The sequence below is a fragment of the Paraburkholderia sp. BL21I4N1 genome, assembly GCF_002973525.1.
Lineage (GTDB): Bacteria > Pseudomonadota > Gammaproteobacteria > Burkholderiales > Burkholderiaceae > Paraburkholderia.
The window spans coordinates 24,777-47,638 of the sequence record NZ_PVEN01000001.1 but is presented as its reverse complement, the minus strand read 5'-3'; the positions used below and the strand labels follow the sequence as shown (position 1 = coordinate 47,638).

General features: G+C 62.6%; 19 protein-coding genes. 14 read left to right on the top strand and 5 right to left on the bottom strand.

Going from position 1 to position 22,862, the window contains the following annotated elements; genetic code table 11:
* Nucleotides 1-130: 130 nt before the first annotated feature.
* From B0G83_RS00230 to B0G83_RS00215, 4 genes are all read left to right on the top strand, one after another.
* Nucleotides 131-1,024, top strand: a complete 894-nt coding sequence (locus tag B0G83_RS00230) for a LysR family transcriptional regulator (RefSeq protein ID WP_105505444.1) — start codon at nt 131-133, stop codon at nt 1,022-1,024.
* Nucleotides 1,025-1,094: 70 nt separating this feature from the next.
* Nucleotides 1,095-2,159, top strand: a complete 1,065-nt coding sequence (locus tag B0G83_RS00225) for a DMT family transporter (RefSeq protein WP_105505443.1) — start codon at nt 1,095-1,097, stop codon at nt 2,157-2,159.
* Between the two features lie 169 nt (nt 2,160-2,328).
* Nucleotides 2,329-2,532 (top strand): DUF3562 domain-containing protein, encoded by a 204-nt coding sequence (locus B0G83_RS00220; protein WP_105506501.1) that lies wholly within the window; start codon nt 2,329-2,331, stop codon nt 2,530-2,532.
* A gap of 146 nt (nt 2,533-2,678) precedes the next feature.
* On the top strand, nt 2,679-3,782 hold the full coding sequence (locus B0G83_RS00215) for an FAD-binding oxidoreductase (protein ID WP_105505442.1): 1,104 nt from the start codon (nt 2,679-2,681) through the stop codon (nt 3,780-3,782).
* A gap of 64 nt (nt 3,783-3,846) precedes the next feature.
* Here the strand turns inward: B0G83_RS00215 and B0G83_RS00210 are convergent, their stop codons facing one another.
* A complete protein-coding gene (locus B0G83_RS00210; protein ID WP_105505441.1) occupies nt 3,847-5,319 on the bottom strand; it encodes a PLP-dependent aminotransferase family protein in 1,473 nt (490 codons plus the stop codon).
* Nucleotides 5,320-5,422: 103 nt separating this feature from the next.
* Between B0G83_RS00210 and B0G83_RS00205 the strand changes: the two genes are divergently transcribed.
* The 4 genes from B0G83_RS00205 to B0G83_RS00190 all read left to right on the top strand — a co-directional run bounded on the left by B0G83_RS00205 (nt 5,423) and on the right by B0G83_RS00190 (nt 9,773).
* Nucleotides 5,423-5,713 (top strand): hypothetical protein, encoded by a 291-nt coding sequence (locus B0G83_RS00205; protein WP_146120136.1) that lies wholly within the window; start codon nt 5,423-5,425, stop codon nt 5,711-5,713.
* 55 nt (nt 5,714-5,768) lie between these two features.
* On the top strand, nt 5,769-6,230 hold the full coding sequence (locus tag B0G83_RS00200; RefSeq protein WP_105505439.1) for a GNAT family N-acetyltransferase: 462 nt from the start codon (nt 5,769-5,771) through the stop codon (nt 6,228-6,230).
* A 171-nt stretch (nt 6,231-6,401) separates the two neighbouring features.
* Entirely contained in the window at nt 6,402-8,111 is a 1,710-nt protein-coding gene (locus tag B0G83_RS00195) for a molecular chaperone HscC (protein WP_105505438.1), read from the top strand.
* A gap of 6 nt (nt 8,112-8,117) precedes the next feature.
* On the top strand, nt 8,118-9,773 hold the full coding sequence (locus B0G83_RS00190) for a J domain-containing protein (protein WP_105505437.1): 1,656 nt from the start codon (nt 8,118-8,120) through the stop codon (nt 9,771-9,773).
* A 152-nt stretch (nt 9,774-9,925) separates the two neighbouring features.
* Here B0G83_RS00190 and B0G83_RS38015 read toward each other — a convergent pair whose 3' ends face one another.
* Nucleotides 9,926-10,129, bottom strand: coding sequence for a hypothetical protein (locus tag B0G83_RS38015; RefSeq protein WP_146120135.1), 204 nt, complete (start codon nt 10,127-10,129; stop codon nt 9,926-9,928).
* A gap of 66 nt (nt 10,130-10,195) precedes the next feature.
* Here B0G83_RS38015 and B0G83_RS00185 point away from each other — a divergent pair, with 66 nt between their 5' ends.
* From B0G83_RS00185 to tssF, 6 genes are all read left to right on the top strand, one after another.
* The gene (locus B0G83_RS00185) at nt 10,196-12,967 is read left to right on the top strand and encodes a type VI secretion system Vgr family protein (RefSeq protein WP_374954888.1); all 2,772 of its coding nucleotides are present in this window, start codon (nt 10,196-10,198) and stop codon (nt 12,965-12,967) included.
* A gap of 14 nt (nt 12,968-12,981) precedes the next feature.
* A complete protein-coding gene (locus tag B0G83_RS39415) occupies nt 12,982-13,464 on the top strand; it encodes a hypothetical protein (RefSeq protein WP_308701371.1) in 483 nt (160 codons plus the stop codon).
* A gap of 222 nt (nt 13,465-13,686) precedes the next feature.
* On the top strand, nt 13,687-15,354 hold the full coding sequence (locus tag B0G83_RS00180) for a hypothetical protein (RefSeq protein WP_308701370.1): 1,668 nt from the start codon (nt 13,687-13,689) through the stop codon (nt 15,352-15,354).
* Nucleotides 15,351-16,823: a virulence factor gene (locus B0G83_RS00175; RefSeq protein ID WP_105505435.1), complete on the top strand. Its 1,473-nt coding sequence runs from the start codon at nt 15,351-15,353 to the stop codon at nt 16,821-16,823. Before B0G83_RS00180 ends, B0G83_RS00175 begins: the two co-directional genes overlap by 4 nt.
* 9 nt (nt 16,824-16,832) lie before the next feature.
* On the top strand, nt 16,833-17,090 hold the full coding sequence (locus B0G83_RS00170) for a PAAR domain-containing protein (RefSeq protein ID WP_105505434.1): 258 nt from the start codon (nt 16,833-16,835) through the stop codon (nt 17,088-17,090).
* Nucleotides 17,091-17,250: 160 nt separating this feature from the next.
* Nucleotides 17,251-19,059 carry a type VI secretion system baseplate subunit TssF gene (gene tssF, locus B0G83_RS00165; RefSeq protein WP_181156644.1) on the top strand — a complete coding sequence of 603 codons (1,809 nt, stop codon included), beginning with the start codon at nt 17,251-17,253 and terminating at the stop codon, nt 19,057-19,059.
* A 139-nt stretch (nt 19,060-19,198) separates the two neighbouring features.
* Here the strand turns inward: tssF and B0G83_RS00160 are convergent, their stop codons facing one another.
* The 3 genes from B0G83_RS00160 to B0G83_RS00150 are packed head-to-tail and all read right to left on the bottom strand — an operon-like array spanning nt 19,199 to nt 22,851.
* Nucleotides 19,199-20,602 carry an MFS transporter gene (locus B0G83_RS00160; RefSeq protein WP_105505432.1) on the bottom strand — a complete coding sequence of 468 codons (1,404 nt, stop codon included), beginning with the start codon at nt 20,600-20,602 and terminating at the stop codon, nt 19,199-19,201.
* Between the two features lie 25 nt (nt 20,603-20,627).
* Nucleotides 20,628-21,893, bottom strand: coding sequence for an NAD(P)/FAD-dependent oxidoreductase (locus B0G83_RS00155; RefSeq protein ID WP_105505431.1), 1,266 nt, complete (start codon nt 21,891-21,893; stop codon nt 20,628-20,630).
* Nucleotides 21,886-22,851, bottom strand: a complete 966-nt coding sequence (locus tag B0G83_RS00150; protein WP_105505430.1) for a VOC family protein — start codon at nt 22,849-22,851, stop codon at nt 21,886-21,888. Before B0G83_RS00150 ends, B0G83_RS00155 begins: the two co-directional genes overlap by 8 nt.
* Between the last annotated feature and the right edge of the window lie 11 nt (nt 22,852-22,862).

Genomic DNA, 22,862 nt, shown 5'->3' with positions numbered 1-22,862 from the left:
GCGTGCGCAATGGGTAGGCGATTCGGTTCGCCCGGACCGGCGCGATGAGGTGAGCGCCTATAGCGGACTGAGAACCGCCAAATAATGCTACATTCCGCCCATTCCAGACTTTGGCGCTCGAATCAACCGAATGGACAACCTCAGCGGTATCGTCGCCTTCGTGCAAACGGCGGAAGCATCCAGTTTCGTCGCCGCGTCGCAGCGGCTGGGCGTGTCGCCGTCCGCCGTCGGCAAAAGCGTGGCGCGGCTCGAACAGCATCTCGGCGTGCGCCTGCTGCAGCGAAGCACGCGCCGCGTCAGCCTGACCGACGACGGCGAACGCTTCTACGAGCGTTGCCGGCAAATCCTCGACGCGCTAAGCGAAGCCGAATCGATGATGCTGGAAGCCAACGCCGTGCCGCGCGGCCGGTTGCGTGTGAGCCTGCCGACCATCGGCTATCGCTTTCTGCTGCCGATCCTGCCGGCCTTCGCGGAGCGCTATCCGGAGATCGACCTCGAGCTGGATTTCAACGACCGCATCGTCGACGTGATCGAGGGCGGCTTCGACGCCGCGATCCGCAGCGGCAACCTGGCCGATTCGCAACTCATGGCGAAGCGCCTCGGCCCGTTCCGCTTCGTGCTGTGCGCGTCGCCCGGCTATCTGCAACGGCGCGGCGTGCCGCTCACGCCCGCGGACCTCGCCGAGCATGCGTGCCTGCGGTTCCGCTTCCCGACTTCAGGCAAGCTGCAGCCCTGGGCGTTTCGCGGGCAACCGGAAGAAGCGGCCGCGCGCTTTCCCACCGCGCTAACCTGCAACAACATGGAAGCGTTGCGGGCCGCCGCCGAACTCGGTCTGGGCATTGGGTACATGCCCGATTTTCTGGCTCGCGACGCGCTCCGCGCGGGGACACTGCAAAGCGTGCTCGACGATCACCTGTCGGACCCCGGGCAGTTTTCGGTGCTCTGGCCGTCGAGCCGCCAACTTTCGCCGAAGCTGCGAGCCTTCGTGGATTTCCTGTCCGAACACGTATTCAGCGACGCGTAACGCCGTCGGTCAGCGTCGGATCGCGCTATCGTGTCTGTCACACCCGCTTTTTCCATCGGACTTGCCGATTATGTCCCTCCGCTTTAACGCCGCTTTCACCGCCTTGCTCGCCGCCGCGCTGTTCGGTGCGACCACGCCGCTCGCCAAGGCGCTGCTCGGCGCGTTGTCGCCATTTCTGCTGGCGGGGTTGTTCTACCTCGGCAGCGGCCTCGGTTTGGCCACCGTCATTCTGGTGCGCCGGCTCAGAGGGCACGCCGCGGGGCAACCCGCCCGCCCACACCCGTTCCCGTTGCGCGAAGCACCATGGCTGGCCGGTGCGATCGTCGCGGGCGGTGTTGCGGGCCCCGCGTTGTTGATGCTGGGTCTGCAAACCACACCCGCCGCCACCGGCTCCTTGCTGCTGAATCTCGAAGGCGTGTTCACGGCGCTGGTCGCGTGGATCGTGTTCCGCGAAAACGTCGACGTGCAGGTGTTTCTCGGCATGGCCGCGATCGTCGCGGGTGGCGTGGCGCTGTCCTGGCAATCCGGCACGCTGGATTTGCCGCCCGGCACGCTGCTGCTGGTCGGCGCATGCGCATGCTGGGCGATCGACAACAACCTCACGCGCAAAGTGTCCACGCACGACGCCATGTTTATCGCCTGCCTGAAAGGGCTGGTGGCCGGTTCGGTCAACGTGGCGCTCGCATTCGCCCTCGGCGCCTCGTGGCCGACCGGTGCGACCGTCGCACTGGCGATGCTGACGGGTTTCGCCGGCTACGGCGTCAGTCTCGTGCTGTTCGTCGTCGCGCTGCGCCATCTCGGCAGCGCGCGAACCGGCGCGTATTTCTCGGTTGCACCGCTGTTCGGCGTGACGCTGTCGTGGCTGCTGTGGCCCGAGTTGCCGCCACCGCTGTTCTGGGTCGCCGCCGCGTTGATGACGCTGGGTGTGTGGCTGCACATCCGCGAACGTCACGAGCATCCGCATACGCATGAGCCGCTCGACCACACGCATCGGCACCGGCACGACACGCATCATCAGCACGAGCACGACTTCGCGTGGGACGGTGAAGAACCCCACACGCATCCGCATGAACATGCGCCGCTCACGCATGTTCATGCGCATTTCCCTGACATACATCATCGTCATTCACATTGATTTTCCGCGTCGCCGCACCACGCGGCGACTTGCTGCACAGCAAGACAAAAATCTCTGTGAAACAGTACGTGCGATAGGGCGATTCAATTGGCATCGGCGCGAATCGCATCCTCTAATGAAACTCCTGTTGTCCGTGCCCGCTGTCCAACCCGCCTCCCCGGAGAGACTCATGTCCCAACCCGAGCCAAATATCGATGAAGTCGTGAGAAGCATTGCAGAGGAGACCGACACCCCCACGGAAACAGTATCGAAGATGTACGCAGACACCTTGGCCACTTACCGCGACGAAGCACGCGTATTCGATTACGTGCCGCTATTCGCAGCGAAAAAAGTGCGCAACCAGCTTCGCCATAACCCGCATCGCAAACACTGACACGGTGCGCGCGGAGACCACCGCCTAGCGGGTTTTTGCGTCGTGTCGCTCAGTCCGCTCGCACGCCGATCCGCACGAACCCCTACCGATTATTTATTTTCCGCTGCTAGACTCTGTGCCGGAACCATCGACTCGGGGGAGTGGGCATGCGGGTGACAATCGTAGGGGCAGGCATTGCCGGGTTGAGCACGGCGTGGTCGCTCGCGAAACTGGGACACGACATCACATTGATCGAGCAAGGCTCGATTCCGAATCCACTGGCCGCTTCCGGCGACCGGACCCGAATGATTCGCCGCGCCTATGGGAACGCCGATGGTTACGCGCGCACCATGGCCGAAGCTTTCGATAGTTGGGATTTGCTGTGGAATGATCTCGGCGTGTCGCACTATGCGAATTGCGGCGTGCTCGGCATCTCGCAATTCGCCGGCGACGAAGCCGAACAATTTCGCGCCGGCCTCGACCGGATGCAATTCGAGTACGAGCAACTCGAACCGCAAGAAGCGGCGCAGCGCTATCCCTTTCTCGACCCCGCCACGTTTCGCTACGCGTACCTCGATGAGGACGGCGGCGCGCTGTTCAGTGAGCGCATAGCGCGCGACATGAAAGCGTGGCTCAAGATGCGCGGCGCCGACATCCGTACCCAGACGAAAGTCCTCTCGGTCGACCCGCATACCGCTTGCGTGCGTATCGACGACGACAGCATCGTACGCGCCGACCGCCTCGTGATTACCGCGGGCGCATGGACGCTGCAATTGTTCCCCGCGCTGGCCGAAACCTTGATGACGTTCCGCAACGTGGTCGCGTACATGGAGCCGCCCGCGGATCTCGAAGACGCGTGGGCGAATGCGCCGGCAATCCTCGACATTGTTGGATCGAGCGGGGGTTATGCGCTGCCGCCGCTCGACGGCATTGGTCTGAAGTTTGGCGCCGGCACCCACAAGGTTCACGCGCCCGACCCCGACGCGGACCGCGTCGCGGCGCACGGCGAGGGCAACAGTGTGCGCCGGCTGTTTGCGCCGCCGTTCAGCCGCATCGGCGACTACACGGTGTCTGAAGTCAAAACCTGCATGTACACCTTCACGGCCGACAGCCGTTTCTTTTCGAAGCGGATAGGTAACGCGCTGGTGGTGTCCGCGTGCTCGGGGCACGGCTATAAATTCGGTGCGGCGATCGGCCGGCGCGTCGCCCAGGCGCTGGATACGGACGACGACGCGATGCTCGCGCACTGGCTCAGAGCCGAAGCGGCCTGAGCAACCTGAGCGGTTCTCAGCATCGCCGCACCTACTGGGACGAGGCGAAAGACTGGCCGCGTCGTCACAACAACCCGCGCACCACCGCAGCGAGCCGCGCCACCAGCGCTTCCGCCCCCTGCGGTTTCACGCCCGCGTAGCCGAGCATGAAGCCGTTGTAATGCTCTGCGTCCCGCTCGGGATGCTGACAGAACGCGCTCAACGCAGCGATATGCAAGCCGTGCTCGCGCGTCGCGGCGCTCACGTCCTGATCGCGCAGCGGCGCGTCGAGCCGCACGGTCAAATGCATGCCGCCGCCGTCGGACGACACCGTCACCAGATCACCCATATGCCGCTCGATCGCCGTCACCAGTGCGCTGCGGCGTTGCTGATAAAGCCGCCGCATGCGCCGCAAATGCCGCGCATATTTCCCGCTATCGATAAAGTCCGCCAATGCGATCTGTTCGGCCACGCGCCCTTGCCGCGCGATCTCACTGAGCGTGCCGTCGACCTGCGTCACGAGATGCGCGGGCACGACCATGAAGCCCATGCGCAGCGCCGGAAACATCGTCTTGCTAAAAGTGCCGAGGTAGATCACCGGCGCGTGCTCGACAAGCCCTTGAATCGATGGGAGCGGCGGACCGCTGTGACGCAACTCGCTGTCGTAGTCGTCTTCGATAATCCACGCGCCGTGCGCCACCGCGTTGTCGATGATCGACCAGCGCCGCTCCAGACTCAGCACGCTGCCGAGCGGATACTGATGCGACGGCGTGAGGTACAGCAGGCGCGGCGGCGTTTGTTGCCAATCGTCGGCGGTCGGCGCCATGCCGGCGGCGTCGACGGGAATCGGCACCAGTTGCAACCCAGCAGCCTGAAACGCCGCCTTCGCGCCGTGATAGCCGGGGTCTTCAACCCACACGCTGTCGCCGGCGTCGGCGAACATGCATGCGCAGAGATCCAGACTCGCCTGCGTACCCGCGGTGATGAACACCTGCTCCGCGGAACAGCGCACGCCGCGCGACACGCGCACGTACTCGGCAATCGAACGGCGCAGCGCGGGATGGCCCGAGTTGTTGCCGTACCCCAGTTCATCGGACGAGACCGTACGCCACGCGCGTTCCATCGACGCTCGCCATGGCGCGAGCGGGAATTCGTCGAGCGCGGGCACGCCTGGACGGAACGGTGTGGGATCGTCGGGACTGGTGCGCTCGCGCGGCAGATCCGCGACGCGCCGCGACAGCCCACTGCCGGACGACTGCAGCCGTGCCACTGCGGTTGAAGCCGTACCCTCCGCGCCACTCACCATGGTGACAATCGAACCATGCCGGCTCGCGGCGATGAAGCCCTCTTCGGTCAGCCGTTCGTACGCGTACAACACCGAGTTACGCGCAATGCCCAATTGCTCCGCCAATGCGCGGCTGGCGAGCAGACGGCTGCCGTGGCGAATCGCGCCATCGAGAATCGCGCGGCGCAGGCTTTCGTAAAGCAGGTCCTGTTGCGTGAGCTTGCGCCCACTCAACGTTCGCTCGACGTTCGACATCAACAGACCGTAGTCCAAATCGTGGCTCCAAAATTTGATCGCCTTGTGGAGCTAACAATGGTGCCACAAATTTCTTATGCTGACGGTTCGGGCGCTGTCGCCGCTAGGAGAGGGGACCACGATGATGAATACGCAGACACGCAAAACGACGCCCCTACTCGCCGGCTACGACGCCTCGGCAACGTGCTGCGTGGCGCTGGCGTGCGCCGCGTGTGTCTACGCCGCCCTCGATCCGGCCACGACCGCGCGCGCGAATCTGGACGCCTGCTTGCGCGACCGCCTCGCGCCGCGCGGCGACGCGGCGGGCGCGGCAGCGTCAGGCGCCGTTGCGCAGGTCGCACGCGTCGCCAGCCGTGATGAACGCGAGCAGGCGCTCAGCGTGGCGTTCTATGCCTGTTCGACTCAACCCTAGCGTCGTCCCGGCGGCCTGCCCGCAACACGTCATCCATTCACAAGGAAACTCACCCATGTCCGACCCGATCCAGATCCGGCCCGCCACACCCGCCGACTTCGACGCCTGGCTGCCGCTATGGGACGCCTACAACGCGTTCTACGGCCGCTCGGGCGAAACGGCCCTGTCGCGCGATATTACGCACATCACATGGGCGCGTTTCTTCGACGCCTACGAGCCGATGCATGCCATGGTCGCCGAACGCAACGGCCAGTTGCTCGGCATTGTGCATTTTCTGTATCACCGCCATACGACGATGGCCGCGCCCACCTGCTATCTGCAAGACCTCTACACGCTCGACACCGAGCGCGGCAAGGGCGTGGGCCGCGCGTTGATCGAAGGGGTGTACGCGCGCGCCAGGGCGGATGGTCTGGAGCGCGTCTACTGGCAGACCCACGAAACGAATCAGACCGCGATGAAACTCTACGATCAGGTCGCGGATCGCTCAGGTTTCGTGGTGTATCGCAAGGCGTTGTAACGCCGCAGGTTTCCGATTCCCGCATGCCAGCGGTCCGTGCCGCTCAAGTTTTACGCGCAGCTTGCCGTTATCGCCATTGGACGGAGCTACTCGCGGCTCCCGCGCGGTTGATCCGCGGCAACCTGGGCGATCTCCTCATGGAGGGGCGCGAAACGGAATCGGAAACTGACCATGCCTTCGATCATCGGCATCGATCTTGGAACCACGCATAGTCTCGCGGCGGTCTGGCGCGACAACCAGGCTGTGCTCATCCCTAACGCATTGGGGGAGACGCTCACGCCCTCGTGCGTTTCGATCGACGACGACGACTCGATCCTTGTCGGCCGCGCCGCTCATGACCGTTTGCATACGCACCCCGAGCGTACCGCCGCGAACTTCAAGCGCTATATGGGCACGAATCGCAGCGTGTCGCTCGGCACGCGGACGCTGCGTCCCGAGGAACTGTCTTCGCTGGTGCTCAAAGCGCTGAAGGCCGATGCCGAAGCCTTTCTCGGCGCAACGGTCACCGACGCCGTGATCGCCGTGCCCGCCTATTTCAGCGACGCACAACGCAAAGCCACCCGCATTGCCGGCGAACTGGCCGGACTCAAGGTCCGACGTCTCGTCAACGAACCGACCGCGGCCTCGCTCGCGTATGGCGTGCATCAGCGCGACAGCGAACGCAAGTTCCTGATCTTCGATCTGGGCGGTGGCACGTTCGACGTGTCGGTGCTCGACTTCTTTGAAGGCGTGATGGAAGTACGTGCCAGCACCGGCGACAATTTTCTGGGCGGCGAGGACTTCACCGAGGCATTGGTCGAGCTGTTCTGCCAGCGCAATAGTCTGAAACTCAATGCGCTCTCGCCGATCGCCGCGCAACGTCTGCATCAGCAGGCCGAGCGCGCCAAACGGCAGCTCACGCAACAAGGCGGCGCCAGCGTCACGCTCAAGCTCGCGATCGACGACCGCGACGCCTCGCTCGAACTCGACACCGCCGCCGCCGAACGTGCCTGCGAGCATTTGTTGCAACGGCTGCGCAAGCCGGTTGAACGGGCGTTGCGCGATTCGAAGATCGCCGTCGACGCGCTCGACGAAATCATCCTGGTCGGCGGTGCGTCGCGCATGCCGATGGTCCGCAAGCTGGTCTCGAAGATGTTCGGCCGCTTGCCCGCCGGGCATCTGAATCCGGATGAAGTCGTGGCGCTCGGCGCCGCCGTGCAGGCGGGACTGGTCACACGCGACGCGGGGCTCGACGAAATGGTGCTGACCGATGTCGCGCCGTATAGCCTCGGCATCGACACCGCTATCCAGCTCGCGCCGAATCAGCTCGTGCCGGGCCATTTTCTGCCGATCATCGAGCGCAATACGATCGTGCCGGTGAGCCGCATGCAGCGGATTTTCACCGTGCGCGACCGTCAGCAGAGGCTCAGCATCAAGGTGTTTCAAGGCGAAGCGCGTCTGACTACAGACAACGTACCGCTCGGCGAATTCACGCTCGACGTGCCGCTAAAGCCGGCAGGCGAAGCGGGCGCGGACGTGCGCTTCACTTACGACGTGAACGGTGTGCTGGAAGTGGAAGCGACCGCGTTTCCCGGCGGTGTGAAGCGCGCGATGGTGATCGAGGAAAACCCTGGCGTGATGACGCCGGAAGAAATCCACGAGCGGCTGGCCGCACTAAGCACGCTGAAGATTCATCCGCGCGATCAACTCGAGAATCGCACGCTGCTGACGCGCGCCGACCGTGTCTATGAAGAAACGCTCGGTGACCATCGGCAGGTTCTTGCCGCGCACATCGCCCGTTTTCAGGCGCTGATCGAACAGCAGCATGCCGATGAAATTGCCCTTGCGCGCAGCGACCTGAGCGCGCTGCTGGATCGTTTCGATGTGCATGTGACTTATTGATCGGCCATGACTACGAGTTCTGACAACGCATGGCCGTGGGACGCGCTCGGCATCGAATCGAATGCGGACGAAGGCGCGGTGCGCCGTGCCTACGCGAAGCTGCTGAAGCAACAGCGGCCGGATGAGGACGCGGAGGCGTTTCAGCGCCTGCGGTATGCGTATGAGTCGGCGTTGCAGATGACGAGTTGCAAGTCGGTTGCGGCGAGCCCTGCGCAGGAAAAACCCATGCAAGTTGCGACGCTCACGCCAGCGATGCAAACCGCCCGCGAACCCGATGCGTTCGAAAGCGCGGTGCAACTCTGGCAGGACTTCGTCGCGCAAACCGATCAACTCGAGTCGCGCCGTTCGCTCGAGGAACTGTTCGGCTCCGTCGTCAGCATTGCAACGCGCGAAGAACTCGAGTGGCAAGCGCTGTGCCACTGTCTGAACGAGGACACGCCCGCCGAACTGCGCATGAATCTGACCGCCGTGCTCGGGTGGCGGGACAACGCCACGCATCTGCGCCGGCGCAACGCGCCCATTGCGACTCTCGCGCTGGACCGCGTATTCGCCGACGAGGACTACAACGCGCTGCGTTTGCGCTTCATGAACGCGATGGCGCTGCTCGAAGCGCCGTCGCCGCCCATCGCGATCGGCGCGCGGGCGTTGCTGCGTGCCGGCGTGCGCGCGGAGATGGAGCAGTTGTTGACCGCACTGAGCCGCTACCATCCGAACGTAATGCGGTCGCGTTTGGATCGTGAGAAGGTCGAATTCTGGGGCCGGTGCCTAAAATTCCGTATCGGTGTGGGTCGCCTGCTGGGTCCGGCGCTCGCGCTGAATGCGTGGTGCGGCGTGCTGTTCGCCACCGCCTCGCTGAACCCTGCAAGCGATCGATGGTTAGATAAATGGGCGCCGCCGCAACTTGCCATTCTTCTGTCGACGTTGATGCTCACGCTTGTCACCCTCGCTGCGACAAGTGTGCTGCTTTCCGAACCGCAGCAACAGCGGTTGCGCACGTTGCGTTCCGTCGGCTGGCTGCGTTATGGCTGGATTCCCATATGGCTAGGCACCACCGCCGCGGCGTTGTGCGAAGACGGCAACGGCCATTCCACCTCGATGGCGATGATCACGCTTGGTGTCTGCACAATCTGGGCGGCGCTGATCCACGGCTGGCCGTCTATCAAGCGGTTGGCGATTCTGGCTGTCGCCAACGCCAGCGCGTTCGGCTTCGTGGGCCACTGGGTCGCTACCGACCCGCGTGCATGGCCGATGCCGTTCGCTCATGGCGTGCTGTTCGCGTTCTTCCTCTCGTTCGCGCAGGCCGAGTGGCGCGATTGGCTCACGCGCCGGTCGCGTTTGTCTTCAGTTTGCCTGCCGATCTGGTTCGCGGCATTCGTCGCGTTGATCGTGCTGCTGTTACAGCGTGAAGAGCGCTCGACACAGTTCGCGTGGGCGCTCTTTGCGATGATGTCGGCGGCGGGAGGCGTGCTGGAGACAACTCGCTGGAACGAAATGCGCGCGGCGATACCGGCGTTTTTTCGCGGTTATGTGAGTCTGTTCTGGATGGCGCTGGCGGTGACCAAACCGGACATCGTCGCGTCCGTGAGCGCGGGGTTGATGAGTATCTGGATCATCGAGGGTGTGAGGCGACGGAGCGGGCTGGGCACCAACCACCGGGAATAGCCGGCCACCGCGACGGGTTGCCACGCGGCGGCCTTACCCGGCGGTCGCTCTCCACCATGGATACGCGCCGGTCGAACCCACCAATACGGCAGTCGCCGTATAGAAGGCGGCTGGCTTTCTCAGCGCGTCCAACCTGTCGGCAAGCGACATTTTCATCTTTTCATCCACCGCATGAACTCATCAAGTTCATGCTGATACGCGTCGTTTGCCCGTTGTGAACGAACAATAGAATTCGACACAAGCCAATAGACCTTGGCACCCACCTCCTGAATCGTCAAATTTGTTTGCAGGCGTTTGACACGCATCATGGCAGCCTGATAATTTCTGGCCGCGTTCTTCTGAATATAAGTGGCCACGCTGTTTCTAATGATCAGTGTTTGGCTAGTTTATTTCGCATAACTTGTTAATCCAGATCCGGGAATCTGATCGTGAGTTCCGTTCTTCAACGCGTATTCAGCGGCGCCCTGCCCTCGCAGGATAATCGGCCATTCCGTCTGTTCTGGCGGAGTTCGCAGAACCTTGCAGGTCTGCTGCTGATCCAGCGTCTCGATATCCGGGAGGAACTGTGCGGTGGCATCGAAGGCCACCTCTCCTGCATCTCGACCAGCACCGGCGCGCCTCTGGAGACATTCCTCGGTCAGCCCGTCACGGTACAACTTGTCACTGACCAGGGAACTCTCCACTCGATCTGTGCAATCGTCACGGACGCCTATGAGGGCGAAGGAGATGGGTCGATTGCGACTTATCAACTCGTGATCCGTGACGCATTATCGATAATGGAGCGTCGCACCAATACGCGTATTTTCCGCACAAAAAACGTCATCGATATTATTCAGACGCTTGTACGTGAATGGCGGCGTAAAAGCGCGACGCTTGGTAGCACCTTCGACGTCGATATATCCAATCTGGATATATCGAAATATCCGGCTCGCGAGCAGACACTTCAGTTTGACGAATCGGACGCTGACTTTATCCGGCGTCTTTGCCGTCGCGATGGCATTACCTGGTTTATCCGTGCCGGTGGAACACAGGGTGCCAACGTCTCAACGCAGCCGTTCCACACACTGGTGCTGTTCGACAACGCGATCAAGCTCACGCAGGCGAGCGCCGGGACGGTTACCTATCACGCCGATGCGGCGATCGGCCCACGTGACTCGATCACGCAACTGTCGATGGGGCGGCAGATTGTTTCCGGTTCTATCCGGCGCGTGAGCTGGGACCTCAAACCCAGTCGTGTCGATCAGGTCCAGGCACCCACGCGCGTTGACCAGGGAAGCGCTGGCAACGATCTCGCCGGCCTGTTGTCGGACTCGCGGATCGACTCCCCACATATGGCCGACTCATGGGGTGACTACGACCGCATCGGCATCGCGCGCCTGATGTCGCACGGTGCACGCTCGGTACGTGTGGACGGCGCAAGCGGTGTGCGTGATCTTGCGATCGGCTACTGGATCACAGTGTCCGGCCATCCGGAACTCGACCAGTTACCGGAGCAGCAGCGTCGCATTGTCGTCACGACCCTGCATCACACCGGCGAAAGCAATCTGCCGAAGGACCTGAATGAACGCGCACAGGCGCTGTTTGCGGCGAGCCGCTGGCAGCCGGTGACCGCACCGGCCTCGGTCGACACACGCGAGCGCCCAACCAGTTTCGACGGCTCGTCGCAGAGTCGCTATGAAAACATCTTCAGTGGTGTGCCGCAAGGCACGCCGCTCACGCCGACCTATGATCCGCGCATCCACCTGCCAAAGGTGTATCCGATCACCGGCACGGTGATCGCGGTTCAGGGCGACCAGGTGCATTGCGACCCCTTCGCACGCATCAACGTGCAGGTCCAGGGGCTTGACCCGGCGGACCACGACCACGCCAGCGGCGCCGGTACCAATGGCACGCCAGCGGACAGCGCGTCGGTGCGGGTGCTGTCCAACTGGGCGGGCGACAACTTCGGGGCACACATGGTCCCGCGCGCGGGCATGGAAGTGCTGCTGGATTTTGCGAACGGCGACCCCGACCGGATGTATGTGGCGGGTGTTTTCAGCAACGGCGACAACATGCCGGCGACCTTCAGCCGCACGGGCTCGTTGCCGGGCAACCGTTACCTCTCCGGACTCAGGTCACGCGAAATCAATGGCGAGCGGTACAACCAGCTCCGGCTGGATGACACGCCGTCCCAGATCAGTGCCCAGCTCGCCAGTGAGCATGCCTCGTCCGAACTGAACCTGGGTTTTCTCACGCAGCCCCGGGACAACGGGCAAGGCGCGAATCGTGGCGAGGGTGCGGAACTGCGTACCGATGCGGCTGCATCGCTACGGGCCGCACAAGGCATTCTGCTCACAACTTATGCACGCGCCCAGGCGAGCGGCAACCAGCTCGACCGGCAGGAACTCGTGCAGTTGCTCGGCGAGTGTACTGAACTGTTCAAGTCCCTGGGCGACTACGCCGGCCAGCATGGCGGACAGACGACCGACGCGGCCGGGCAGACCGCCGTTGCCGACACGTTCAAGGGCTGGCAGGCGGGCGGCAAATCCGGCTCGGACGGATCGCAGGCGCTGATGGCGCTTGGTGCACAGGCGGGATCGGTCAACCTCACGCCAAAGACGCATGTCACGTATGCCGGTGAGAACATCGATCAGGTCGCGCAAAAGAACGTACAGGTCGCAAGCGGCCAGCGGATCAGCCTTCAGGCCGGACAGGGCGTCGCGATGTTCGCGCAAAGCGACGGCATATCGGCTATTGCGAACCAGGGCAAGGTGCTGGTCCAGAGCCAGGCCGACGACACTCAGATCGACTCGGCGAAGAACCTCCATTTCACAGCCGCTGGCGGCAAGATCGTCGGGATGGCCAGCGACCAGATTACGCTCGCTACATCGGGCGGCGCCTACCTGAAGCTTGATGGTCCGAATATCGAACTGGGCTGCCCCGGTTCGTTCACGGTCAAGTCGGCGGGACATACATGGGCCGGTCCAGCCAGCATGAGCACCGATATGCCGAAGTTCGACCAGGGGTCACTCGGACGTGTGCCGACGCTGGTGCGTCCGACCGACGGACAGGGCGTCCAGGGCATCCAGGCGGAAATCACGAAAGCATCGGGCGAACTGGTGAAGGGGCAATCCAGCGCGACGGGTGAACTCGCGCCGATCCAGGGCAATCAGTTCGAAAAGCTCGCTGTGCAATTCTTTAAAAATAAAACCTGATTGGGAAAATCGGTATGACGGACGCCACCGACATGACAGCGGGTACACCGGGAAGTGATCAGATTGCGTCGGCAGCGGGCAACGACGCGGGCGCACTCAACCCGCGCACGCCTGCCACGTCGTCAGCAGGCGCGAGCAATGGCGGGTCGGGTCGCTATATGGTGGCGAGCGGTGAAGGCGTGACGCTACTCGACCAGGCGAAACTCCTCTGCGTGTTGCAGATGCCGCTGCCAGGCGTCGTGATCTTTGTGCATGGGGTGAATTCGGAAGGCGAATGGTTCAAGGCAACCGAGGAAGGCCTGTGTGCCGGCCTGAACCGGAGACTCGGCCGGATGAACGATCACCTGGTCCATACCGGCAAGGCAGCCGGCCAGATGGCGCCGATGCAATACACCGGCAGCCTCACCGCGGATGGTTTCATCAACCCGCAGTTGTGGTCTGGAAACTATCTTCAGCCGACCAGCGACACCTTTTCTCCGGTGATTCACTTCCGCTGAGGCTACAAGGCGAACAAGGACGAACTGAAACGCTACGGCGACAAGATCTTCCTGAACGAGCAGGACTATTGGGGCGGCGGTCCGTTCGCGAACGGATGCGGCAGTCTGCCCGATCTGTGGAACCTGGGCGTCGATCCGCGCATCTTCGGTTTCCTTAACGTCCAGGGCGTCAATCCGACCAACCGGCCCATCTTCGAGACGCCCCCGCGCTCCTATAACGTCATGGCCGCGCTCCGCCTGGCCAGGCTCATCGAGTCGATCCGCAAGGCCCAGCCGGACGTGCCGGTTACGGTCATCTGCCATAGTCAGGGAAACATGGTGGGCCTCGCCGCCGCCTTTCTCGGCGACCGGTTATCGAAGGATGCAGGTGTGCGGTGTGTGGCCGACACCTACGTGCTCGCGAACCCACCGTACAGCCTGCTGGGCACCCTACCGGGCGACAACTCGCCAGCGATGGAGGTGTGGACGGATCGGATGGACAAGGACTCGCACGGTAACCGCGGTCGGGTCGGAAGCACGGCGCGAGCGGACACGCTGAAGAAATTCTTTGCTCTGATCGCGCAGGGCAAGGATCGGGAGGATCAACGCGATCCCCTCGACTTCCGGATGACGATGGCCAACCAAAATCCCGGCCCTGGCGGCAAGCCGTTATATGACCCGGACGCCGATCGCCAGCGCTACGGTGTGCAGAATCACACCTATGGCCGCGTGACGCTGTATTCGTGCCCGCACGACCAGGTGATCTCCGCCGCGCCCGTGCAGGGCATGGGCTGGCGCGGCCTGCATCCGGAAGAAGTCGCCACAGTCAAAGGCTCCAGTCTGTTCACGCAGCGTGTGTTCGCGAGCGGCTTCAAGGTCGGCGAGTCCGCCGTCTCAGCCCCGGCATCGATCCCGGGCTTGCCCACGCCCGGGGTCTATCGCACCTGGCAGGATGACTGGCGCTACAACAAAGGCTCGACGACGCAATTCTTCTACCCGACATCGCCGCCCGCGCGGTTCAATCTGGTCAGGAATCTACGTGCGAACGAACACTGGGTCGCGAAAATCCTGGCCGTTGCGTCGGCGCCGGTGCTCTACGTGGTCACGATGGCAACATCCAGTCTTCGACTCGCACGTGCGAACGGCGAGCCGCCGAAGGACTGGTACGTGGTTTGTGATGCGCCGGCCTTGCCCGAGTCATTCACGCCGCAAGCCAGGCGCTTCGGCAACGTTGTTCATGTGCAGGATGGAACCGCCACCAGCGACTTCAATGAGGAAAACGACCCGGCCGCCTCGTACCGTAACAAGGACAAGTCCGGCAACAGGGATGACCCCTACGACATCTTTCAGCCGACTACCCGGGACACGACATTGCAGGACCAGATGAAGCCGCAGGGCGACGTGGATTCTGAAGCCGGGCAACGCTATGAAGATCATGCAATCACGCGGATGGAAGCGCGGCATGACAATAATCCTGACTGGGTTAAGGACGGGGTGGTGATCGGTGAAGCGGGTCCCAGCGCGGAGATGCCCGATGGCTACAAGGCATGGCGGGACAAGGAAGTGACGCACCTTCTTGACGCTGCGATCAACAATCCGACGAACCACTCGACCATCATGACGAACGCCATGCACGCGGAGAAGGCGCTTGCCTACGACGTGGCGATCGGCATTTGCCGGTTGTCGGAAAAGCAGATGAACAAGTTCAGAATTGAGGCGGACTGGCGACTTGGGAGCGGGCTGGATAAACACAATCCGAATAGAATTTATTTTGAATATTTCTTGAAAGGAAAAATGAAGACCCAGTTTTTGCAAGACTGGATTCAAAATGACGGCGATGCAAAATTGCCCTCGGAAATCAACGATACGCGTGAAGGCGGCAAGATTCTGGTTGTCGGGGAAGCCGTATGAGATCGTTGATTTCGACCTGGCCGAAACGCCTCGCGGTGACGTTCGTCACCGTCCTCCTGGTGACAGGCGCAGCGCTCATCAGAGCACACTACTATCAAAGTGAAACGGATGTCTGGAGTATGGGAGAAAGCATGAAAAGATTAGTCGCACTACCGTTGCTCGCGGGCATTGCCGTGCTCGCGTTCACGACAGCATGGTCGGGGTCGGCTGCACAGGCAGCGGAAGTCAATGGGACAACGTCCGCGGTTGCCGCCGCATCTGTAAAACCGTTTCTGGCACAGGTCGTAGGCCTCGAATGGATGAATCCGTTGCAGCGGCGGGATTATCCGACTGAATGGCAATTGCTTTGGACGATGGGCCTTGTCAAGCCGAACAAGAACGACGACATGGTGAGAACAGATCCGAAGAGTTTTACCACGATCCAGCCGGTTGCGGGAATTGCGAATGGTAACGATGGCAGAGAACGTTTCGATGGTTTCTATGAAAAATACATCGAAAGTCTGCTCGTTTTATTTGCAACAAAATACGTGATGAATGGTCACTATTTTTATACGGTTCAGCCTGAGAGTCGGCGTCACTGGAGGGAGCTGGCGGGTATCCGCGTCGAATTTGCAATTCCTGCTCGCCTTTGCCCCAAGGAGGCACAAGGTTATTTGGCATATCAAATAAAAGATTTTTTTGAAATCGGAAATCAGTCCGCAAAGGATCTGTGGAGCAAGGATCTGCCTGCCGACGTTCAGATGCACGTTGGCGGCGCCAATGCCGGCTTCACATCGCTGAACGCGGCGCTCGACTACCTGCAGTCAAACCCGCAGGAAAGCGTGTGGGTGATGAACTGGGACGCACCAAGCTTCCCGCCCAAAGACCAGCAGATGAACGAAAACCTCACCCTGCTGTTTCTCGCGGGCCCTGACCTGAAAACCGAGCGTGAACCGCTCGCCTGGATCGGCCGCGCTGCGACAGGCAATGTGAGCGACTACGAAGCGAAGACCGGCACGACCCGCGCCGTCCAGGCGTGGAAGGCTACGATCGCCCAGGCGGCCCACAACGCGAACGTCGATCCCGCGAGCCTCCAGTTCGTCGTGCACGACGCGGGCAAGGGCGGCGAAGCCGCGTCGACGCGCCTCGGATCGCTCTCGCAAACACTGACTGAAACGCTGCCGGAATTCGACTACGGGAAGCAGACTTTCAACACGCCGGCGCTACTCGGCGACATGGGCGCGGGCACGGCCCTCACGGACATTGCGCTCGCGATCGGGCGGATCAACCACTTCGGCGGCAATGCGCTGGTTGCGGGGAGCACGGACCCGAATCATCCGACCGCGGTCGTGATCCTGCCGCCGTCGAAGCTCACCCCGATCGATCCGGACCAGGACTGGTTCCGCGCGCGTGGCGAAGACAACGCGTACCTGCCGTGGTGGGGACGCCGCTACGACACGAAGTACGGCATGCAGGGCTATTCGTACTGAGGACAAACCATGCGAGGCATTATTCGTGTCGGCGATCTGCATAGCCACGGCGGTCGCGTGGAAACCGGGGCGGCACACAGCGAGGTCATGGGGCGAGCGGTTTCCCGCAAGGGTGATCGCTGTACTTGTCCTCTCCACGGAGAGTGCGTCATTGCCGAAGGCCATGCGGATTTCATCGTGGACAACGAACCGGCCGCTTTCGAAGGTCATAAAACATCGTGCGGCGCGACGCTGATCTCGAGCCTGCCGTCTTCCGGGCGCGAGTGACTACCCTGTTCCCGGCCGCCTTGATTGCTGCTCCCGCAGACACTGCGCCGGCGTGCCGCCCATCATCGGATTGCACGTCGTCGCGGTGCGTTGTCTCCGTTAGCAACATGCAGTTTTCCTGTGTCCCGATGCGCCCTGACACGCCCTGATGCGATTCCTGATGGACGAACTGTTACCCGACTACGAACACGAGCTGGCGCTGCTACGCGGCGCCCTCGGCAGATTTGCACAGCACTTTCCCAAAGTAGCGGCGAGACTCGCCATATCGGGCGATCACTCGGAAGATCCGCACGTCGAACGGATGATCCAGTCGGCCGCTCTGCTCAATGCGAGGAGTAACGCCCGGATCAACGATGAGGTTCCGGAGTTCACCCGCGCATTGCTGGAAGTCCTATATCCCGAATATCTGCGCCCGTTTCCGTCCTGTTCGATCGCCCAGTTCATGGGCAGCAGTGCGCTGGAGAAGCTGACGGAGCCCTTTGTGATCGAGCGTGGCGTCGAACTCAAGGCGCGGGGCCGCGACTATTGTTTCCGCACTGCGCACCAGGTGGTGCTGGCGCCCTTGCGCATTTCGCACGCGCGTTATGATCCGAACGCGACCGCGCCGGCCAACGTGCAACTGTCGCCGGATACGACGGGGGTGATGACGCTCGGCCTCGCCGCACTCGCACCTGGGCAGCGGCTAGGCACGGCGATCCCGCAAAGGGTTCGCGTGTTCGTGGATGGGCCGCAAATAGCGGTCGCCGCGACGATCGACACACTGCTGCAGCGCGCGAACGTCGCCTTTGTCGAAGCCGACGGTAACGGGCGCTGGATCGAACTGCCGACCGTACCGCTGTCTGCGGCGGGTTTCGGCAACGATGAAGCGCTGATCGAACGAGCGGACGGCGGGCAGTCCCCGTTCCGGCTTCTTCTCGAGTATTTCGCCTTCCCAGACCGGTTCAACTTCATCGACATCGATTTCGCCGCACTCCGGCGAAAGACCGGTCCGTGCGAGCGGCTGAGCCTGCACCTACCTGTCAGTGGTCTTCACCGGGACAGCGCTGCGGCGCGCGCCATGCACTCTCTTGCCGCCGGAAGTTTCAGGCTTTTCTGCACACCGATCGTCAACCTGTTCAGACGGGCCGCCGAACCCGTCTCCCTGAAAGACACCCCGATGCCTTTCTATCCGGTTGTGCCGCAGGCATTGAATACGCCGGAGGTAGCGGTCTATTCGGTCGATGCCGTTCGCGCTACCCAAGGTAGTGTGGTCACCCACATCAGGTCGTACCAGTCCGTGTCCCACGGCGGGAACCTCTATTGGCTGGCCGAACGCGATACGCGGCTCGGCCGTTTCAATACCGGGCAGGGCACGCTGCTTTCGCTGATAGACCGTGATGGCGAGCGCGTGCGGCCTTCCGCGGCGCAGATCGACGCCGACCTGACGTGCACGAATGGCAATTTGCCGGCGTCGCTCTCATTCGGCAATCCCGCTGGTGACCTGGTCTATGGTGACAAGGCACTGGCGGGCTCGATCATGATGTTGCGACGCCCGGGCGCAAGTCCGCCGGTTTCCGTCACCCGGGGACGGCTGTGGAAGCTGATTTCGATGATCTCGGCCGGACCCGTGAGTCTCGACCATTCCGGGTTGCCCGCGCTGAAGGGATTGCTCGCCCAGCACGTATCTTCGCCCTCGGCCACGGTTGCCCGGCATATCGAAGGGATCGTGGGGCTCGCGCGCGAATCCGTCATGGAGTGGATGCAGATGAAGCCGTCGCCGATGATGGTGCGGGGTATCCGCGTGCGGGTGACAATCGACGAAGCCGCTTTCGCCGGCCATGCGATCAGCACCTTCGTGCGCGTGCTCGAAAGCGTATTCGCGCGATACGCGCCGATCAACAGCTTCGCGCAACTGGTCCTGATATCGCAGCAAAACGGCGCTGAACTGGCGCGCGGTAGTCAGCTACCGGGACGGATTCCGATGATCTGATTCTCCAACGTTATGCTTACGGACGTACCTCTCGGAACTGCCCCAAAAACAAAGGGCGCACCACCCAGTGCGCCCTTTGCCTTCCTGCCATTGCGGTACTACCCATCACCGCCCACCAAACTCAGTACACGAGCAAGCCTCAAGCTTCCAACTGCTCCAGCACCTTGCCCTTGGTCTCGATCCCAAGAAAATGCACCGCGATCGCCGCAACGAACGGCACGGCCGCGAGAATATAAAACGCGACCTGCAAGTTACCGCCGATCATCGTCTTCGACACGATCGCCGGCGCGAAGATCGCCGCCACCTTCAGCCACGCGCCGCCGACGCCGCAACCCATGGCACGGATACTGGTCGGGTACAACTCCGGCGTGTACACATACGCCGTGATAAACCCGCACGCCAGGAACCCAAGCGAGAACGCACAGCACGTCGCCACCACGTACACCGACGACTCGTGGAACACGCCGGCCAGCAGCAACGAAATCGCGCACGCCACGAACGACAGATTGATAATCGGCTTGCGTCCCACCTTATCGACCAGCAGTGCACAGGTCAGCGAGCCCACCACGCCCAGCACCGAAGCCGCCACCGCCAGATTCAGCGCCAGTTGCAGCGGCGCGTGATAAACCGTGCGATAGATCGTCGGCAGCCAGGTGGACAGACCGTACTGAATGAAGCCGCAGGTCACCCACAACATCGCCACGGCGAGCGTGCGCTTCAGATACGCCGGACCGAACAGATCGCTCATGCGGCGCTTCGGGTGACGATTGACCATCGCTTCGAATTCGGCCGATTGCAGCACCGGCGGCAACGGCCCCTTCGCGGCACGTTCGAACGCATGCACGGCGGCATCGGCATCGGCCATCCGTTCACGTTCGGCGAGCCAGCGCGGCGATTCCGGCACGAGCTTGCGCAACACGAAGAACAGAATCAACGGCATGCCGCCGATAAAGTACATGACCTGCCAGCCGAAGCGCGGCACGATCCACGCACCCAACGCATTCGACGCCAGCAGTCCCACCGGAAAAACGATTTCATACAACAGCACGAAACGGCCACGACCATGGGCACGGCTGATCTCGTTGATGTATGTCGCGGCCACCGGCAATTCGCCGCCGAGCCCCAATCCCTGAATCACACGCAGCACCACGAAGGCGGCAAACGTCGGCGCAAAACCGCACGCAATACTGGTAATGCCGATAATTCCCGAGCTCAGCGCAATCGCCCTCACGCGGCCTTTGCGTTCCGCGTACCACGGAAACACGAACGCGCCGATCAGTTGCCCGACCGAACCGGAGCCGATCAGAAAGCCGATCTCCCAAGGCGTCAGATGCCACTTCGCGATCAGAATCGGCAGCGTCGCCGCGATGGCGATCACGTCGAAGCCGTCGAAGAACGTCGCGAGGCCGATCAGTATGCGCGCGCGCACCTGCATCGCGTTGCCGGGCAAACGCTCCAGCCGCGCAATGATCGAGCCCCGGGTCACGGGGCCTGAGACACCGGCGCTGCTGCGGTCCCCCATGGTGTTGTCGATGGTTCTCATGCCGTGGTGCCGTCCGTAGATGTGGTTAGGCAAGCGCCGTCGAGGCGTCGGTCAGGGTGGCAAGGTCGATCGTCCGGCCCTGGTTCATCCATTTGCGCGATAGTTTCAGTTCGCGCGGCGTGTTGATGGCGATCACGCCGCGAATCGCACCGTCTTCCAGATGGAACAGCGTGGCGCGTTTGCCCGGCAAATCGCCGCGTACGGCAAGTTGCGCGTCGGCGGGAATGTCGCCGAGAATTTGCAGATTGACGTCGTACTGATCGGACCAGAACCACGGAATATCCGCGTACGGTTCAAAGTGACCGAGCAGTGCTTTCGCGGAGGAGATCGCCTGGTTCTGCGCATTGGCCCACGATTCGAGCCGCACGCGGCGCTTCAACCACGCGCTCGGATGATTCGCCACGTCGCCGCACGCGAAAATGCGTGGGTCGTCGGTGGCGCCGAAATGGTCGACCACGATGCCGTCTTCCACTTTCACGCCCGCCGCTTCGGCCAGCGCCGTATGCGGCGTCAGACCGATGCCGGCGACGGCGAAATCGGCGTCCAGCGTCGAACCGTCCGCGAAGGTCGCGCGAATCCGGTTGGCGTCATTCGGGTGATCGTCGAGCGTTACCAGCGACGCGTTCAGGCGCACGTCCACGCCATTCGCGCGATGCAGGTCGAGCAGGAAGCCGGAGACCATCGGCGGCAACGAACGCGCGCACAGACGCGGCGCGCCTTCGATCACCGACGCCTCCACGCCTAATTTGCGCGCCGTAGCCGCGACTTCGAGGCCGATCCAGCCGCCGCCCACCACCAGCACGCGCTGGCTAGCGCGCAGCCGTTCACCGAGCGCGACGGCTTCGTCGAGCGTACGCAGATAGGCAATGTGCGAGGTCTTGACGAGCGCGTCCGGCAGACGGCGCGCGGCGCCGCCCGTGGCGATCACCAGCCGGTCGTACCGCACTTCGCGGCCCGACTCCGTGCGCACTAAGCGCTGTTCGCGATCGATCGAACTCGCGCAATCCGGCTGCCACGCTTCAACGTTTAGCGCATCGAAATCGTCCGGCTTCACGAGGCGCACGGTGTCGATGTCCGCTTCGCCGGCCAGCACCGCTTTCGACAGCGGCGGGCGCTCGTACGGCAGATGTACTTCGTCGGCAATCATCACGAGACGGCCGTCGAAGCCTTCCTTGCGCAGCGTCTTGACAACCCAGCCGGCCGCCTGACCGCCGCCGATCACGACGATCGTGCGCGGCGCCTCGAGTCCTTCGTGTGCGGCTTGCGCCTTGGCTACAGCAGCGTCAGTCATTTTTCCGCTCCGTCATGAACTTGCCTTCCGGCGCCTTCGCATTTTTCTGCCGCCGCGTATTGCCGTCGATGCCGCCGTCGATCGCCCATTCGGCGAACACGGTCGGACCCGGTTCGAAATCGCGCGGCTGCCAGTCGGGTGTGAGTTGATCTTCGTCGGCGTAGTACTCGATCAGGCCGCCAGCCGGATTCTGGAAGTACCAGAAGTAGGCCGACGACACCGGATGACGCCCCGGTCCAAGCTGCGTATCCCAGCCACAGCGGCTGATATGCATGCCGCCGCCGAACACCTCGTGGATGTCGCGCACGGTGAACGCCACATGATTCAGACCGCGCTTACCGCCCGGCAACGCCAGCAGAAAAATGTCATGGTGGCCGCCGTGCGGCGCGCAGCGCATGAACGCGCCGCGACCCGGATAACGGTCCGACATTTCGAAGCCGAGCAGTTCCTGATAGAACTTTTCCTGTTCGGCAAGCTGGTTGGTGAAGAACACCACGTGACCCACTTCGACCGGCTCGGCGCGCTCGTAAATCGTCGACGGCTGATCGACGCGCAACGTTTGCCCCCACACGTTCGACGGCGAACCGTGAATGTCGAGCGCACGCTTGCGGGTCACTTCGACGCGAATCGCCATCCCGTTCGGGTCGATACAGCCGACCGCGTCGTCGGTTTCGAAGTGACCCGGCTGACCGGCGAAGCGGCCGCGCAATGCATCGAGTTCCGCTTTCGTTGCAACGCCCCAAGTGACTTCGCGCAACGTCGGGCCTTCTTCGAAAGCAGGCGGCAGCGACGGATCGCTCGCATGCACAGCGAGCACCGTGCAGCCGTTCAGCGTTTCGAAGCGCGCGTGCGTTTCGTCGTGCGCGACTTCCTTCAAGCCCCAGTCCGCGAAAAAGCGCCGACAGGCGGCCAGATCCGTCACGCCGTAAATAATCTGTTCAATGCCGAGAATCGTCATAACGTGCCTCT

Bases quoted from the DNA above. Each gene is read 5' to 3' on its own strand.
- B0G83_RS00230 (WP_105505444.1), top strand. From the start codon at position 131: ATGGACAACCTCAGCGGTATCGTCGCCTTCGTGCAAACGGCGGAAGCA.
- B0G83_RS00225 (WP_105505443.1), top strand. From the start codon at position 1,095: ATGTCCCTCCGCTTTAACGCCGCTTTCACCGCCTTGCTCGCCGCCGCG.
- B0G83_RS00220 (WP_105506501.1), top strand. From the start codon at position 2,329: ATGTCCCAACCCGAGCCAAATATCGATGAAGTCGTGAGAAGCATTGCA.
- B0G83_RS00215 (WP_105505442.1), top strand. From the start codon at position 2,679: ATGCGGGTGACAATCGTAGGGGCAGGCATTGCCGGGTTGAGCACGGCG.
- B0G83_RS00205 (WP_146120136.1), top strand. From the start codon at position 5,423: ATGATGAATACGCAGACACGCAAAACGACGCCCCTACTCGCCGGCTAC.
- B0G83_RS00200 (WP_105505439.1), top strand. From the start codon at position 5,769: ATGTCCGACCCGATCCAGATCCGGCCCGCCACACCCGCCGACTTCGAC.
- B0G83_RS00195 (WP_105505438.1), top strand. From the start codon at position 6,402: ATGCCTTCGATCATCGGCATCGATCTTGGAACCACGCATAGTCTCGCG.
- B0G83_RS00190 (WP_105505437.1), top strand. From the start codon at position 8,118: ATGACTACGAGTTCTGACAACGCATGGCCGTGGGACGCGCTCGGCATC.
- B0G83_RS39415 (WP_308701371.1), top strand. From the start codon at position 12,982: ATGACGGACGCCACCGACATGACAGCGGGTACACCGGGAAGTGATCAG.
- B0G83_RS00180 (WP_308701370.1), top strand. From the start codon at position 13,687: ATGGCCGCGCTCCGCCTGGCCAGGCTCATCGAGTCGATCCGCAAGGCC.
- B0G83_RS00175 (WP_105505435.1), top strand. From the start codon at position 15,351: ATGAGATCGTTGATTTCGACCTGGCCGAAACGCCTCGCGGTGACGTTC.
- B0G83_RS00170 (WP_105505434.1), top strand. From the start codon at position 16,833: ATGCGAGGCATTATTCGTGTCGGCGATCTGCATAGCCACGGCGGTCGC.
- tssF (WP_181156644.1), top strand. From the start codon at position 17,251: ATGGACGAACTGTTACCCGACTACGAACACGAGCTGGCGCTGCTACGC.
- B0G83_RS00160 (WP_105505432.1), bottom strand. From the start codon at position 20,602: ATGAGAACCATCGACAACACCATGGGGGACCGCAGCAGCGCCGGTGTC.
- B0G83_RS00155 (WP_105505431.1), bottom strand. From the start codon at position 21,893: ATGACTGACGCTGCTGTAGCCAAGGCGCAAGCCGCACACGAAGGACTC.
- B0G83_RS00150 (WP_105505430.1), bottom strand. From the start codon at position 22,851: ATGACGATTCTCGGCATTGAACAGATTATTTACGGCGTGACGGATCTG.